At 64.6% G+C, this 14405-nt stretch carries 12 protein-coding genes; 5 read left to right on the plus strand and 7 right to left on the minus strand.

From position 1 onward, the window contains the following. Nucleotides 1-69: 69 nt before the first annotated feature. The 3 genes from sutA to glnK all read right to left on the minus strand — a co-directional run bounded on the left by sutA (nucleotide 70) and on the right by glnK (nucleotide 2546). Nucleotides 70-399 (minus strand): transcriptional regulator SutA, encoded by a 330-nt coding sequence (sutA, locus tag MKK04_RS25575; RefSeq protein WP_063912190.1) that lies wholly within the window; start codon nucleotides 397-399, stop codon nucleotides 70-72. 430 nt (nucleotides 400-829) lie between these two features. Further along, nucleotides 830-2161: an ammonium transporter gene (locus tag MKK04_RS25580; RefSeq protein ID WP_207837580.1), complete on the minus strand. Its 1332-nt coding sequence runs from the start codon at nucleotides 2159-2161 to the stop codon at nucleotides 830-832. Between the two features lie 46 nt (nucleotides 2162-2207). After that, nucleotides 2208-2546: a P-II family nitrogen regulator gene (gene glnK, locus MKK04_RS25585; RefSeq protein ID WP_002555808.1), complete on the minus strand. Its 339-nt coding sequence runs from the start codon at nucleotides 2544-2546 to the stop codon at nucleotides 2208-2210. A gap of 405 nt (nucleotides 2547-2951) precedes the next feature. Between glnK and MKK04_RS25590 the strand changes: the two genes are divergently transcribed. From MKK04_RS25590 to MKK04_RS25600, 3 genes are all read left to right on the plus strand, one after another. Continuing rightward, the gene (locus tag MKK04_RS25590) at nucleotides 2952-3218 is read left to right on the plus strand and encodes an accessory factor UbiK family protein (protein ID WP_207837577.1); all 267 of its coding nucleotides are present in this window, start codon (nucleotides 2952-2954) and stop codon (nucleotides 3216-3218) included. After that, nucleotides 3219-3572, plus strand: a complete 354-nt coding sequence (locus MKK04_RS25595) for a gamma-glutamylcyclotransferase family protein (protein WP_241106086.1) — start codon at nucleotides 3219-3221, stop codon at nucleotides 3570-3572. A 163-nt stretch (nucleotides 3573-3735) separates the two neighbouring features. Beyond that, nucleotides 3736-5226 carry a YifB family Mg chelatase-like AAA ATPase gene (locus tag MKK04_RS25600; RefSeq protein ID WP_063912194.1) on the plus strand — a complete coding sequence of 497 codons (1491 nt, stop codon included), beginning with the start codon at nucleotides 3736-3738 and terminating at the stop codon, nucleotides 5224-5226. A gap of 176 nt (nucleotides 5227-5402) precedes the next feature. On the opposite strand, the gene MKK04_RS25605 is transcribed toward MKK04_RS25600, so the two are convergent. Beyond that, on the minus strand, nucleotides 5403-5771 hold the full coding sequence (locus MKK04_RS25605) for a response regulator transcription factor (protein ID WP_207837528.1): 369 nt from the start codon (nucleotides 5769-5771) through the stop codon (nucleotides 5403-5405). Further along, the gene (locus tag MKK04_RS25610) at nucleotides 5768-6760 is read right to left on the minus strand and encodes a response regulator (protein WP_233687594.1); all 993 of its coding nucleotides are present in this window, start codon (nucleotides 6758-6760) and stop codon (nucleotides 5768-5770) included. The genes MKK04_RS25605 and MKK04_RS25610 overlap by 4 nt, the downstream gene beginning before the upstream one ends. Nucleotides 6761-6999: 239 nt before the next feature. Between MKK04_RS25610 and MKK04_RS25615 the strand changes: the two genes are divergently transcribed. Continuing rightward, the gene (locus tag MKK04_RS25615; RefSeq protein WP_241106087.1) at nucleotides 7000-12048 is read left to right on the plus strand and encodes a trifunctional serine/threonine-protein kinase/ATP-binding protein/sensor histidine kinase; all 5049 of its coding nucleotides are present in this window, start codon (nucleotides 7000-7002) and stop codon (nucleotides 12046-12048) included. A gap of 117 nt (nucleotides 12049-12165) precedes the next feature. Here the strand turns inward: MKK04_RS25615 and ycaC are convergent, their stop codons facing one another. Both ycaC and MKK04_RS25625 read right to left on the minus strand, forming a co-directional pair. Next, nucleotides 12166-12792: an isochorismate family cysteine hydrolase YcaC gene (gene ycaC / locus MKK04_RS25620; protein ID WP_004375560.1), complete on the minus strand. Its 627-nt coding sequence runs from the start codon at nucleotides 12790-12792 to the stop codon at nucleotides 12166-12168. A 73-nt stretch (nucleotides 12793-12865) separates the two neighbouring features. Further along, nucleotides 12866-13228: a helix-turn-helix domain-containing protein gene (locus MKK04_RS25625; protein WP_207837534.1), complete on the minus strand. Its 363-nt coding sequence runs from the start codon at nucleotides 13226-13228 to the stop codon at nucleotides 12866-12868. Between the two features lie 180 nt (nucleotides 13229-13408). On the opposite strand from MKK04_RS25625, the gene MKK04_RS25630 reads away from it, so the two are divergent. After that, a complete protein-coding gene (locus MKK04_RS25630; RefSeq protein WP_241106088.1) occupies nucleotides 13409-14383 on the plus strand; it encodes a GlxA family transcriptional regulator in 975 nt (324 codons plus the stop codon). Nucleotides 14384-14405: the final 22 nt, after the last annotated feature.

The following is a 14405-nucleotide window of genomic DNA, read 5'->3' on the forward strand; positions in this document are numbered from 1 at the left end:
CACAGGCAAAACAAAACCCACAGGCACAAAAAAGCCCGCAGCGACGGCGGGCTTTTTTGGATCAGCCACTCAGATAGGGCGGCTGCCGTACTTGTTGTCCGGCTTCTTGGGCGGGTCGGCGACCACGTTGGCCTCGACTTCCTGAACCTTGCCACCGCGAGCGAGGAACTCTTCCATGGCCTTGGCCAGGGCGTCACGCTCCTTCTGCTTGGCTTCCATGCTCGGCATCTCGTCTACCGAGACCGCCGCCTTGGATTTGCCCTTGGCAACGGGTGCCGGGCTGCTGTCGTCATCGCCAGCGTCTTCGGCGCCATCGTCGGCTGCCGCTTCGAGGCCTTCATCGCCCTCGTCTTCGTCGCCTACTTCGAGGTCATCATTTTCCAGATCGTCGTCGCTCATGTTCTACCTCATGACTTGCGAAAAGCAGGTTAGTTATAGACCAGTGCAGCCGTAGACCGGCAGCCACCAGTGAAAAATCAACTGGCCGTGGGTTAGGCCACTGCCCTTGGGTCAGCGCTCCTGATGGGAGGCGGCACCCGGCAGGCCCTGCTCCTGGCAGGACCTGACAAATCCTTTAGCCCCTGCTGGCCACACGCTATTGGCAAGCCTAGCAAAGGCTGGCGAAGCGTGTGGACTACTCGTCAAACACCCTTCGGCGCGCATTCTAGCGCGCCAGCGGAAAAAACAAAGCACCATGAATGCTCTGCGTTTTGTAAGTTTTCTGCCTACGTCGCGAACGTGTCGGATAAACCGTTTGCCGTGCGGGAAATGCTAAAAATCTGGCAAAAAAAATGCCCGGCAAGCCGGGCAAGTTTTTACCGCGCCGCAGTTACAGGTTGTAGCCGCGCTCGTTATGCTGAGCCAGGTCGAGGCCGACCGACTCTTCTTCTTCGCTGACCCGCAGGCCCATCACCAGATCCAGCACCTTGAGGATCACGTAGGTGACGATGGCGGTGTAGACCACGGTGAAGATCACGCCCTTGGCCTGGATCCAGACCTGGGCACCGATGTCGGTGACCGCGCCAAAGCCACCCAGGGCCGGTGCCGCGAACACGCCGGTGAGGATGGCACCGATGATACCGCCGACACCGTGCACGCCGAAGGCGTCCAGCGAGTCGTCATAGCCCAGCTTGCGCTTGAGGCTGGTGGCGCAGAAGTAGCAGATCACGCCCGAGACCAGGCCGATCACCAGGGCGCCCATCGGGCCCACGGTGCCGGCAGCCGGGGTGATGGCGACCAGGCCGGCGACCACACCCGAGGCGATGCCCAGGGCGCTCGGTTTGCCGTGGCCGACCCACTCGGCGAACATCCAGCCCAGGGCCGCGGCGGCAGTGGCGATCTGGGTCACCAGCATGGCCATGCCGGCGGTGCCGTTGGCGGCAGCGGCAGAGCCTGCGTTGAAGCCGAACCAGCCGATCCACAGCATGGCCGCGCCCATCAGGGTGTAGCCCAGATTGTGCGGGGCCATCGGGGTGGTCGGGTAGCCCTTGCGCTTGCCCAGCACCAGGCAGCAGACCAGGCCAGCGATACCGGCGTTGATGTGCACTACAGTGCCGCCGGCGAAGTCCAGCACACCCCAGTCCCACATCAACGCACCGTCACCGCTCCAGACCATGTGCGCGATCGGCGCATAGACCAGGGTGAACCAGATGCCCATGAACACCAGCATCGCGGAGAACTTCATGCGCTCGGCGAAGGCACCGACGATCAATGCCGGGGTGATGATGGCGAAGGTCATCTGGAAGGTGATGAATACCGCTTCAGGGAACAGTGCGGCAGCCGAGGTCAGGTTCGAGGGCGTGACGCCGCTGAGGAACGCCTTGGAGAAGCCACCGACGAAGGAATTGAAGTTGAGCACGCCCTTTTCCATACCGGTGGTATCGAAGGCCATGCTGTAGCCGTAGATGACCCAGAGAATGCTCATCAGGCCAGTGATCGCAAAGCACTGCATCATCACCGACAGCACGTTCTTGGAACGCACCATACCGCCATAGAACAGGGCCAGACCCGGAATGGTCATGAACAGCACCAGCGCCGTTGCGGTCAGCATCCAGGCGGTGTCGCCGGAGTTCAGCGCTGGGGCAGCTTCCTCGGCCAGGGCAAGCCCGGGCATTACGAGGGACAATAGGGCTCCTAGCCCTGCGATCTTACGCAGAGTCATGTTGTTTTCTCCTGGGGCGTTGGGTTTGGTGAGGCTTTGTTGCTGCTTAGATCGCGTCGGTATCGGTTTCGCCGGTACGGATACGGATCGCCTGCTCCAGATTCACCACGAAAATCTTGCCGTCACCGATCTTGCCGGTGTTGGCTGCCTTGGTGATGGCTTCGATTACCCGATCAAGGTCCTTGTCATCGATGGCGACATCGATCTTCACCTTGGGCAGGAAATCGACCACGTATTCAGCACCGCGATACAGCTCGGTGTGGCCCTTCTGCCGACCGAAGCCTTTGACTTCGGTGACGGTGATGCCCTGCACGCCGATTTCCGACAGCGACTCGCGCACGTCGTCCAGCTTGAACGGCTTGATGATGGCTGTGACTAGCTTCATGAAACTCTCTCCCGATTTGGTGGACTTGCCCCAGGAAAACAAACCCGTCTCAAGTCTAAGCGCAGCGCTTGGCTTTGTAACGCGTCGTCGGCATCCGGCTCCGCGTGCGCACTGCCTGGTCACAAGGAACTGCATCAGTGCATGGCTCATACGGGTCATTGCAGAAACCTTGCCAGTTCTGCCAACGCACGGGAAAACAGCGAGTTATGTGATTTGGTCGGGATTGGCCAGTCGCCAGCATGGAAAACATGCACAATTTCGGTGCATACCCACCTGACGCGTTGCTCGAAAAATGTGCAACTGCGTGGCGAGGGCGCATGCTATTTGTGGGAACAATGTGCAATCTGGTGCCAGTGTCGCCCGTGCTACACTGCCGGCCATTTCTCAGTTTCAGTGGACAGCCCCATGCTTGCGCCCAAAGCCCTTCTCGACGCCCTGAGCGACCAGGCCTCGCGCCTGTTCAGCAGTGATACCGCCCAGCCCCGCGCCGAACTGGAAAGCCAGTTCAAGGTGCTGATGCAAGGTGCCTTCAGCAAGCTGGACCTGGTGAGCCGCGAAGAATTCGACAGCCAGATGGTCGTACTGGCGCGCACCCGTGCACGCCTCGAGGCCCTGGAAAAACAAGTAGCCGAGCTGGAAGCCCGGCTTGACCCGACCCCACAGGATGAGTGAATGCAGCCCTCCAGCGCTTACCCGGTATTGTTGTTTTCCTACGGCACCCTGCAGGACAAGGCCGTGCAACTGGCCAACTTCGGCCGCGAACTGAGCGGGCAGGCCGACCGCATGCTGGGCTACCGCCAGGACTGGGTCGAGATCACCGACCCGGCCGTGCTGGCAGCCAGCGGCAAGTCCCATCACCCTATCGTTACCCCCAGCAGCCAGACCGACGACAGCGTGGCCGGCATGGTCTTCCAGATCAGCGAAGAAGAGCTGGCGGCAGCGGACCGCTATGAAGTCGCCGACTACAAGCGCGTGGCCGTCACCCTCGCTTCGGGCCTGACCGCCTGGGTTTATGTCCGCGCCTGAGTTCTTCGGGCGTGCAGCAGGCACGAACCCAACGGGGTGAGAATGCAGGGGGCAACCCCTGCCTGAAAAACTACGACGCACACTTCTTGCGCCGACCCGGGCCGCCCTCGCTATGCTTGCAAAGCCGCAGGAAGCGGCCCTGTTCAGCGACAACGGAGCGTCCATGTCCCTAGCCCTCGTCCACAGCCGCGCCCAGGTGGGCGTGCAGGCACCAGCCGTCAGCGTCGAAACCCACCTGGCCAACGGCCTGCCCCATCTCACCCTGGTCGGCCTGCCGGAAACCACGGTCAAAGAGAGCAAGGACCGGGTACGCAGCGCCATCGTCAACTCAGGCCTGAACTACCCGCAGCGGCGCATCACCCAGAACCTCGCCCCCGCCGACCTGCCCAAGGATGGCGGGCGCTATGACCTGGCCATTGCCCTGGGCATTCTCGCCGCCGATGGCCAGGTGCCAACGGCCACCCTTGCCGAAGTCGAATGCCTGGGTGAACTGGCGCTGTCTGGCAACTTGCGCCCGGTGCAGGGCGTGTTGCCCGCGGCACTGGCGGCACGCGAAGCCGGCCGGGCGCTGGTGGTGCCACGGGAGAACGCCGAGGAAGCCAGCCTGGCAGGCGGGCTGGTGGTGTATGCGGTGGGGCATCTGCTGGAGCTGGTCGCCCATCTGAACGGCCAGGTGCCGTTGCCGCCGTATGCCGCCAACGGGCTGATCCTGCAGCAACGCCCGTACCCGGACCTGAGCGAGGTGCAGGGCCAACTGGCAGCCAAGCGCGCACTGCTGCTAGCGGCGGCCGGGGCGCACAACCTGCTGTTCACCGGGCCTCCCGGTACCGGCAAGACCTTGCTCGCCAGCCGCCTGCCGGGGCTGCTGCCACCGCTGGACGAGCACGAAGCACTGGAAGTGGCGGCGATCCAGTCGGTCAGCGGCCATACGCCACTGAGCAGTTGGCCGCAGCGGCCCTTTCGCCATCCGCACCACTCCGCTTCCGGCCCGGCGCTGGTCGGCGGCAGCAGCCGGCCGCAACCGGGCGAAATCACCCTCGCCCACCATGGGGTGCTGTTCCTGGATGAACTGCCGGAATTCGAGCGGCGGGTGCTGGAAGTGTTGCGTGAGCCGTTGGAGTCGGGCGAGATCGTGATTGCCCGGGCCCGCGACAAGGTGCGTTTCCCCGCACGTTTCCAACTGGTGGCGGCAATGAACCCCTGCCCTTGTGGCTACCTGGGCGACCCTACCGGCCGCTGCCGCTGCAGCACCGAGCAGATCGCGCGGTATCGCAACAAGCTGTCCGGGCCGCTGCTGGACCGTATCGACCTGCACCTGACCGTGGCCCGGGAGAGCACCACGCTGAACAACCAGCCCTGCGGCGAGACCAGTGCCGATGTCGCGGCCAAGGTGGCCGAAGCGCGCGAAGTGCAACAGCGGCGGCAGGGGTGTGCGAATGCGTTTCTCGACCTTGAGGGATTGCGCCGCCATTGTGGGTTGGCGGCGGCGGACCAGGCTTGGCTGGAGGGGGCCTGTGAGCGGCTGTCCCTGTCGTTGCGCGCGGCACACCGGTTGCTGAAGGTGGCGCGAACGCTGGCGGATCTGGAGGGTAGCCAGGCAATTGGCCGGGCGCATCTTGCCGAGGCGCTGCAGTACCGGCCAGGGAGCAGTTAGATTGCGGCGAGCATTACCTCGCTACAAGCATATTGATTGCGCAAGTGTGCTGAGATGGCGGTTGAAGCTATCGGCCTCTTCGCGGGCTTGCCCGCTCCCACAGGTACTGCACAGTTCTTGAGACCAGCGCAGTACCTGTGGGAGCGGGTTCACCCGCGAAAGGGCCGCTACAGGCTTCACTGGCTACCCACCAAAGCATCCTCAACCACCTTCAGCAGCACCTCTTCGGAAAATGGCTTGCCCAGGCACACCAGTGCCCCAAGCGCCATCGCCGCCCGCACCGCCCCTTCATCCCAATGCGCCGACATGCAGATCACCGGCAAACCCCACCCCAGCCGGGCCAGCTCGCGTTGCACCGCCAGCCCGCTCATCCCAGGCATCTTCAGATCGAGCAGCACACACCCCGCCTGCCGTGCCAATGCCGAGGCCAGGAACAGGTCCCCCGCAGCGAACGACAAAGTCTCGAGCCCTGCCGAACGCAGCAGGTTGGCCAGGCTTTTGCGCACCGACGCATCGTCGTCGACGATGCACACCGCTCTGCTCATGCGCCGCCCAGGCCCTCAGGCTGCAACCCGATGACGTTGTGCATGGCCACCAGCTCCAGCAGTGAACGGGACTGCATCTTGTTCATGATGTTCTTCTTGTGCACCTTGGTCGTCACCTCGCTGGTGCCGATCTGCCTGGCGATCTGCTTGTGCGACAGGCCGCCGACCACCAACGAGAACACCTGGCGCTCGCGCTGGGTCAGGCGCTGGTATTTTTCCTCGACCTGCCGCGCATGGCGCCACTTGCGCCCTTCGGCCACGGCACGTGTGCGCACCGCCTGCAACAGTGTCAGCAGCTGGTCTTCGTCGAACGGCTTGGTCAGGAACTCCACGGCCCCGGCGCGCATGGCCTGGACGGTCATCGGGATGGTACCGAAGCCGGTCATGAACACGATCGGCCAGGGCAGCGCCAGCCGGCGCAGCGCGTCCTGCACCTCCAGGCCGCTGGTATCGGGCAGGTGCATGTCCAGCAACAGGCAGGCATAGGGGGTTTCCAGGCGGGCCTCGAACAGTGCCTCGGCACTGGCGAACAAATGATGCGGGATGTCCTGCGAGCGCAGCAGACGGCCCAACGCCGTGCGCACCGACGGGTCGTCATCCACCACCAGCACCGGCACGTTCAAGCGCTCATCGAACAGCTCGACAGTGTCGGCCACAGCGCACAACGGCGACTTGTCCAGCGCCTTGCCAGGTACTTCGAGGCTGATCTCGGCGGCCAGGCGGTAGCCCCGGCGCGGCACGGTCTGGATCAGGCCGCGGTCGCCAAAGGCCTTGCGCAGCAAAGACACCTGCACCTGCAAGTTGTTGTCCTCGACCACCGTGCCGGCCCATACCTGGCTGAAGAATTCCTCCTTGCCGACCACCCGGCCATTGGCCCTGATCAGCGTGGCCAGCACCTCGAAGGCACGCCCGCCCAACAGGACCGGTTTGCCGTCAACAAAGGCTTCGCGCCGCTCCAGCGACACCTGGGCATTACCGATTCGGATCATGGCTTCCTCGCGCGGGCACAGGCGTATTCGCAGCCCCGCCAGCCTAGGCCTGCGTACGCATTCAGACAATTATCCCGAGGGATAGGTTGGCTTGAGGACTATACAAAAGCCCGCCAGCCCCCAGGGGACGATAACGGACAACAGCGTGCCCGTTCCTGCCAGGCCGGCTGCAGCCCGCATCCGTACTGGGCCGGCTGCGTATACTCGCGCTTCATGATGTCGCTAGCAGGGGGTGCTTTATGCTCGATGAACGCCTTGCCCACAGGCCCATCGATTACGACCAGTCGGTGGATGAGGGCTGGCTGAACCGGTGCGATATCAGCGCGCTCGGCCAGGAAGGTGAGCTCAGCTACTTCCGTCTTCAAGACCCTGCCACCCACCAGGCCTGGATAGCCGTACGCGCCCCGCGCGAGGCCCCAGCCGCCTGCCAGCGCCTGGAGCGTGACTACCGCCTGCAACTGGACCCGCAGTGGGCGGTGATCCCCTCGGCGTTCGTACGTTCGGCCGAAGGCCCGCTGCTGGTGTACCCGGCCGACCGCTCCCTCGCTGACCTGATCGCTGAAGGCCCGACGGCCCTGGCGCCGTTTCTCGAGATCGCGGTGAACGCGGCCAATGCCTTGGCCCAGGCGCACGAACGCAATGTACTGCACGGCGCGCTGCAGCCCGAGCATGTGTGTCTGCACGCCAATCAGCGAGTGCGGCTGGGCTGCTTTCGCGCCGACCCGGCGGAGCTGATCAGCGAACAGGGCACCCCGCTCGGCAACTGGGCGTACCTGGCGCCGGAACAGGTCTGCCCGCACGGCAGCAGCAGCGACCGACGCAGCGACATCTATGCCCTGGGCGCGATCCTCTACCAGCTACTGCTGGGCGAACTGCCGCTGGCCGGGCGCGACACCCAACACTGGCGCCAGCTGCACGCCGGCGTGCAGCCGCGGGCGGCCTGCGAAGTGGACAGCAATGTGCCGCAACCCCTCAGCCGAATCCTGGCCAAGGCCTTGGCCAAAGAGCCGGACGCCCGCTACCAGAGTGCCCGCGCCCTGGCGGTGGACCTGGCCCACTGCCAGCGGCAGTGGGATGCCAGCAAGACCATGGAGGCCTTCGAACCAGGCTGTGCCGACCCGGTCACGCCCAGCCGTGCACGCCTGTATGGCCGCTGCGCCGAACAGAAAGCCATTGCCATGCTGCTCAAGGCCCTGCGCCGCGACAGCAATCCACATGCCCTGTTCATCAACGGCGCCGCCGGCATGGGCAAGTCGAGCCTGGTCGAGGCAGCTCTCAAGGCCAACGCCAAAGGCTACTGGGCCATCGGCAAGTGCAACAGCGTTGCCCAGTCCGTGTCCTACGCGCCCTGGGTCGAAATTCTCGGCGCGCTGACCACCCAGTTGCTGGCCAAGAACAGCCAGGACCTCGACACCCTGCGCCGCGAGATCCTGCGCCGCATCAAAGGCCATGGCCGACTGCTCGGCAAGCTGGCGCCAGACCTGCACCTGATCCTCGGCCCCCTGCCCGATCTGCCGGCCAAGCCCACGCGCCTGGCACTGCAGAAGGAGCAGCGCGCGATCGTCGAATTCCTGCAGGTGTTCAGCCGCCCCGGCCAGCCGCTGGTGCTGTTCTTCGATGACCTGCAGTGGGCCGACGACGCCAGCCAGCAGCTGCTGGCGCAACTGCTCGCTCACGCACCCGGCAACCTGTTGCTGATCTTCGCCCGGCGCAATGATGCGCCAGCCGGCAGTACACCCCTTGCCCTACCAGCAACGGTGCGCAGCACCACACTGAACCTGCAGCCCCTGGGCGTTGGGGCGGTAACCGAGCTGATCGGCGAGCGCTACCACGTCGGCCCCGAGGACGCATTTCAGGTGGCCGAACTGGTGCACGGCAAGACGGCGGGCAACCCGTTCTTCATCAATCAGATCCTCCGGGCCATGGTGGAGGACCAGCTGTTCACCTTCGACACCCAGGCCATGCGCTGGTCATGGTGCCTGCAGGCCGTGGCCCGCCATCGCTATTCCGACAATGTCGCCGACCTGCTGATCCACCGCCTGGCGCGCCTGCCGGCACCGCAGCGCGACCTGCTGCGGGTGGCTGGCGCTGCGGGCAGCCGTTGCGATGAACGCCTGCTTCACCAAGTCCTCGCCAAAGTGCCCGGCGAACCGTTGAAAGCCTTGATTGGCGCGGGTTTCCTGCAAACGGGCCAGAACGGCCTGGGCTTCGCCCACGAGCGGGTGATGGAGGCCGCGTACGCTCTCACGCCCGAGCACGAGCGTGCCTCGCTGCATGCACATATTGCCCTGTCCATGCGCCACGCCTGGCGAGATGACTTGCACGAGGTGCTGTTCGAGCTCGCCAACCAGCTGCAACGCGCCAGCCCATACGGGTTTGCAGCGGACGACTGCGAAGCGTTCCTGCAGCTTTTACGCGAAGCAGCATCACGCGCCCGCGACGACGGCGCCTTCGAGCAGGCCGCTGGCTACCTGCATACGGCCGAGCAGTTGCTGCACCACGGCGCCACGTTGGAAAGCCGCGCCACGCATGGCTTTGCCATCGCCTGCATGGCGACGGAGTGCGACATGCAACTGTCGCGAATGATCGCGGCCGAGGCCCGCATCACTGAATGCCGCCAGCGCGCACGCTCGGCGCTGGACCAGGCGCGGGTGTGCCGGCTGCAGGCTCTGCTGTACACCTTGCGCGGCGACTATCAGGCGGCCATCGACAGCGCCCTCTCCGGCCTGGACTTGCTGGGTACAAGCCCGGTGCGGGGGGGCGACTGGCAACAGATCGAAGCCAGTCATGCCCGGGTACAGGCGCTGGTCGAACAGAAAGGCCGGCACTGCCTGGAGTCGCTGCCGTGCACCGATTCGGAGGAAGTGACGGTTGCGATCAGCCTGCTGGCCACCCTGTCGTCATCGTTTTTCGTAAAGGACGACATCTGCTTCCTGCACCTGGCCAAGCTCATGGAGCTGTCGCTGCTGCACGGCGTTGCCCCGGGCAGCACCTACGGCATGGCCTGGTACGGGGTGATGATTGCCGAGCATTTCGGCGCCTACCATGACGGCCATGCCTGTTGCCTGGCCGCGCTCAAGCTGATCGAGCGGCACGGTTTCGAGGCTGACCTGACCAGCGCGCTACTGGCCCTGGACCAGGTCAGCGCCTGGACCTCGCCCATGGAGTTCGCCCGCCGCACCGCGCTGGACGCGGTCGACTCGGTGCGCCTGAGCGGCGACCTGGCGATGAGCTGCTATGCCTGCAACCACCTGGTTTCCGACTCGCTGTTCATGGGCCGCTGCCTGCCGGACGTGGTCGAGGAAGTGGCGCAAGGCCTGGCCACCGTACGCCGCCATGGCTACCGCGATATCGAGCAGATCCTGCAGGCCCAGCAAGCATTCATCGCCAACTTGAGCGGCACGCCCTGCCCGGCCGCGGGCGCAGTCTCGAAATCGCCCACCACGCGGTTCTTCCAGTACCTGCTGGCCGGCATGAGCGCCTTCTATCTGGGCAATATCCCGCAGGCCATGCGCAACCTGGCACTGGCCGGAGACAACACCTGGGCGGCACCGGCGCACATCAACCTGGCCGACTATCACCTGTTCCGCGGCCTGGCCCTGGGCAGCCCCGAGGCCGCTGGCAGCCTGGCCGACAAGCTGCGCGAGCTGCAGGCCCTGCGCGAGCGCTTCGACCGCTGGGCCAGCTTCAACCCGGCCACCTTCCGCAACAAGCTGTTGCTGATCGAAGGCGTGATCGCCAAGCTCGAGGGCGACGGCCTGGCCGCCATCCGCTGCTTCGACCAGGCACAGATCGCCGCCACCGCCGCCGGTTTCATCCACGAGCAGGCGCTGGCCCACGAACAGCTGGCCGAGGTGTGCATCCCCAGCGGCCTGATCTCCGGCGCCAACCTGCACCTGCGTATTGCCCGTGACTGTTTCCATATCTGGGGCGCGACCGGCAAGGTGCACCAGCTGGAGGCTTTGCACCCGTTCCTGCGCACCCAGCCGATCCAGGAAACCTACCGCGCCACCCACCAGGCCAAGCTAGACCTGGAAGTCGGCATCGAAGCAGCACGGGCACTGTCCGAGGAAGTGCTGCTTGAAGGCCTGATCGAAACCCTGATGGGCCACCTGACCCAGCACTCCGGCGCCGATCATGGTGCGCTGTTGATCGTCAGCGGCGCCGAATTCCAGATGGCTGCCCTCGCCCACATCGACGACGGCGGGCTGCACGTAAGCATGGACGACTGCCAGAAGTTCATGACCCAGGCGCCGCTGTCGATCGTCAACGCCACCATGCGCACCAAGAAGCCGCTGGTGCTCAATGATGCCCAGCGCGATTGCCCCGAGGCCTTCCGCGAGCAGCTGCAGGCGCGCAACGCCCGTTCGGTGCTATGCCTGCCGCTGGTGATCCAGGGCGTGCTGATCGGCCTGGTGTACCTGGAAAACCGCCTGGTGCCGAACCTGTTCGGTGGCCAGCGCCTGGCCATGCTGGAAATTCTCGCCTCGCAGGCGGCAGTGTCGCTGCAGACTGCCAAGTTCTACACGCGCCTGGCCGAAGACAACCAGACCCGCGCCCAGATGGAGGCCGAGTTGCGCCGCTCCCGTGCGGAGTTGGCGCGCGCCGCGCAACTGCAGGTGATGAACGAGCTGTCGGCGTCCATCGCACACGAGATCAGCCAGCCGCTGCTGGGCATCGCTTCCAACGCCGCTGCCAGCCTGCGCTGGCTGAAGCGCGCCAAGCCCGACCTGGAAGAGGCGATTGCCGGTCTGGAGGACATCCGCAACGACAGCGAACGGGCCGCCAACATCGTGCGTGCGCTGCGCTCACTGGCCAAGCAGTCACCAATGCAACTCAAGGCGGTGAAGCTGGACGAACTGGTCCGCGAAGTGGTGCGCCTGACCTCGGCCGATGCCGCCAAGGGCACGGTGGAAGTGCAGACGCGGTTGCAGGCAGGGGTGAGCGTGATGGCCGACCCGGTGCAGTTGCAGCAGTTGGTGTTCAACCTGATTACCAATGGCCTGGAGGCGCTGGCGGGGTATCGCAGCGATGGGGTGCTGCGCATTGCGTTGGCGGTGGTCGGGGATGATGTGGAGGTCTGCGTGGACGACAACGGGCCGGGGATAGCTGCGGATGAGCGTGAGCGGGTGTTCGATGCGTTTCATACCACCAAGATCGGCGGCATGGGGATGGGTTTGGCAATCTGCAGCTCGGTGGTGCAGGCCCATGGAGGGGAGTTGCAGGCGCTGGTGTCGGAGCTGGGCGGGTGCCGGATTCGCTTTACGCTGCCTGTGAATCCTTCCTGAGCCTGTACCGGCCCTTTCGCGGGTGAACCCGCTCCCACAGGGAGAGTGCACAGCCTGAAAACTGCACGGTTCCTGTGGGAGCGGGCGTGCCCGCGAAGAGGCCGGTACAGGTTCACATCAACGGGCGCTCAAGGCCGCATAGCTGTTCATCAGGTTGCGGTAGTTGGGAATGCGCTGCGACAGCAGGTTACCCAGCCCTTCGATGTCGTTGCGCCAGTCGCGGTGCAGCTCACAGGCCACCGAGAACCAGTTCATCATCTGTGCACCCGCCTGGGTCATGCGCACCCAGGCCGCCTGCTGCACGGTTTCGTTGAAGGTGCCCGAAGCATCGGTCACCACGAACACTTCAAAACCTTCTGCCAGCGCCGACAGGGTCGGGAACGCCACGCACACATCGGTCACCACGCCGGCGATGATCAGCTGCTTGCGGCCAGTGGCCTTGATCGCCTTGACGAAGTCTTCGTTGTCCCAGGCGTTGATCTGGCCAGGGCGGGCAATGTAAGGCGCATCCGGGAACATCTCTTTCAGCTCGGGCACCAGCGGGCCGTTCGGGCCTTGCTCGAAGCTGGTGGTGAGGATGGTCGGCAGGCCGAAGAACTTGGCCAGATCGCCCAGGGCCAGCACGTTGTTCTTGAACTCGTTGGGCGAGAAGTCCTGCACCAGCGAGATCAGGCCGGTCTGGTGGTCGACCAGCAGCACCACTGCGTCGTCTTTGTTCAGGCGCTTGTAATCGGGTTGGCTCATCGGGGTGACTCCTTGGGTTGGGAAAACGGGCCGGCACTGTCTACAAGGGGCTATACCGGCGGATAGGTTCGGCTTAAGGGTGGACCTGCGCCTGACGCCAGGCCTTGGGCGGCTGGCCGACCAGGCGGCTGAAGGCACGGGTGAAATGGGCCTGATCGCAGAAGCCGCATTCCAGGCTCACGTGGGTGATCGGCGCCTCGGTGGCAAGCAGGCGCTTGGCCTTTTCCATGCGCGCCAGCAGGCGCCAGGCCTGGGGCGATAGGCCAGTGTTGACCTTGAACGCACGGGAGAAGTGACTACGGGTGAGGTTGCATACCCCGGCGATTTCGATGATTGACAACGAGCTGTGCAGCATCAGTTCCTTGGCCCGGCGCAACCGCGCAGGCGTCAGTGCGCCGACGGTTTGCTGCGGCGCTTGGGGCTTCCCGGGGTGCATGGCGACTCTCCTGTTCAATGCAGAAAGTCTCGCCCCCGGCACATGACAAAGTCCTGAGCCAAACCTGAATAGTTGTGAATTGTGCACTGCTGGCCCTGGCCGTTTTGCCGATACCTTAAGATGCGTTTCGTATTCAGCTTCAGGCCGCTAATGGCGGCCGGCATTCAAGGCAAAAGAGCCATGCAGGAAAAATCCGCCCACCGCACCGTGGCCATGGTGCTGTTCAATGATGTGCTGCTACTGGATGTCACCGGCCCCATGGATGCCTTCGCCATCGCCAACCGGTTCTTGCCTGCCGAGCGGCAATACCGGTTGCTGACCTTGGCCGAGGGGCAAACGGCGGTGCGCGGCTCATGCGGACTGAAAGTGGTAGCCGACCTGCGCCTGGAGGACTTGCCGGAGGCCGTCGACCTGTTGCTGGTGCCAGGCGGCCCAGGGGCCTATGACATCACCCTGCCAGGCATCGAGCGCTGGCTGCCCCAGGCCGTGCGCCGGGCCAGACGCTTCGGCGCCATCTGCACCGGGGTATTCCTGCTGGGCAGGGCCGGGCTGCTGGATGGCTATCGCTGCACCACCCACTGGAACTACCTGGAACGCCTGACACAGGCGTTCCCCGAGGCCAAGGTCGAGACCGAGCAGATCTACGTGATCGATCGCTGCCTGATTACCTCGGGCGGCATCACCGCTGGCATCGACCTGGCACTGGCGGTGGTGGCCGAGGATCACGGCAAGGCGCTGGCCCTGGAAGTGGCCAAGGTGTTGCTGGTCGCCCGCCATCGCCAGGGCGGGCAAACACCTTACGGGCCACTGCTGGCGGCTATACCGAGGGACGATTCGCCGATTGCCCGGGTGCAGGCGTACATCGTCGACCATATCGAGCAAGCCTTCACCGTGCAGAAGATGGCCGACCTGGTGGCCATGAGCGGGCGCAACTTTGCCCGTACCTTTCAGCGCGAGGTGGGGATCACGCCGCTGCAGTACGTGCAGAATGCACGGATCGACAGGGCGCGCAAGCTGCTGGAAGGCAGCGACCTTCCGTTGAAGGTGGTGGCGGCGCAGTGCGGGTTTGGCAGTGACCGGCACATGAGAAAGGTGTTCTGCGAGCGGATTGGCATGACGCCGGCGCAGTATCGGGCGCAGTTTGGTGGCAGTTGAGTATGCAGATTTCCTGTGCCGG

The organism is Pseudomonas sp. LS.1a (assembly GCF_022533585.1).
Lineage (GTDB): Bacteria > Pseudomonadota > Gammaproteobacteria > Pseudomonadales > Pseudomonadaceae > Aquipseudomonas.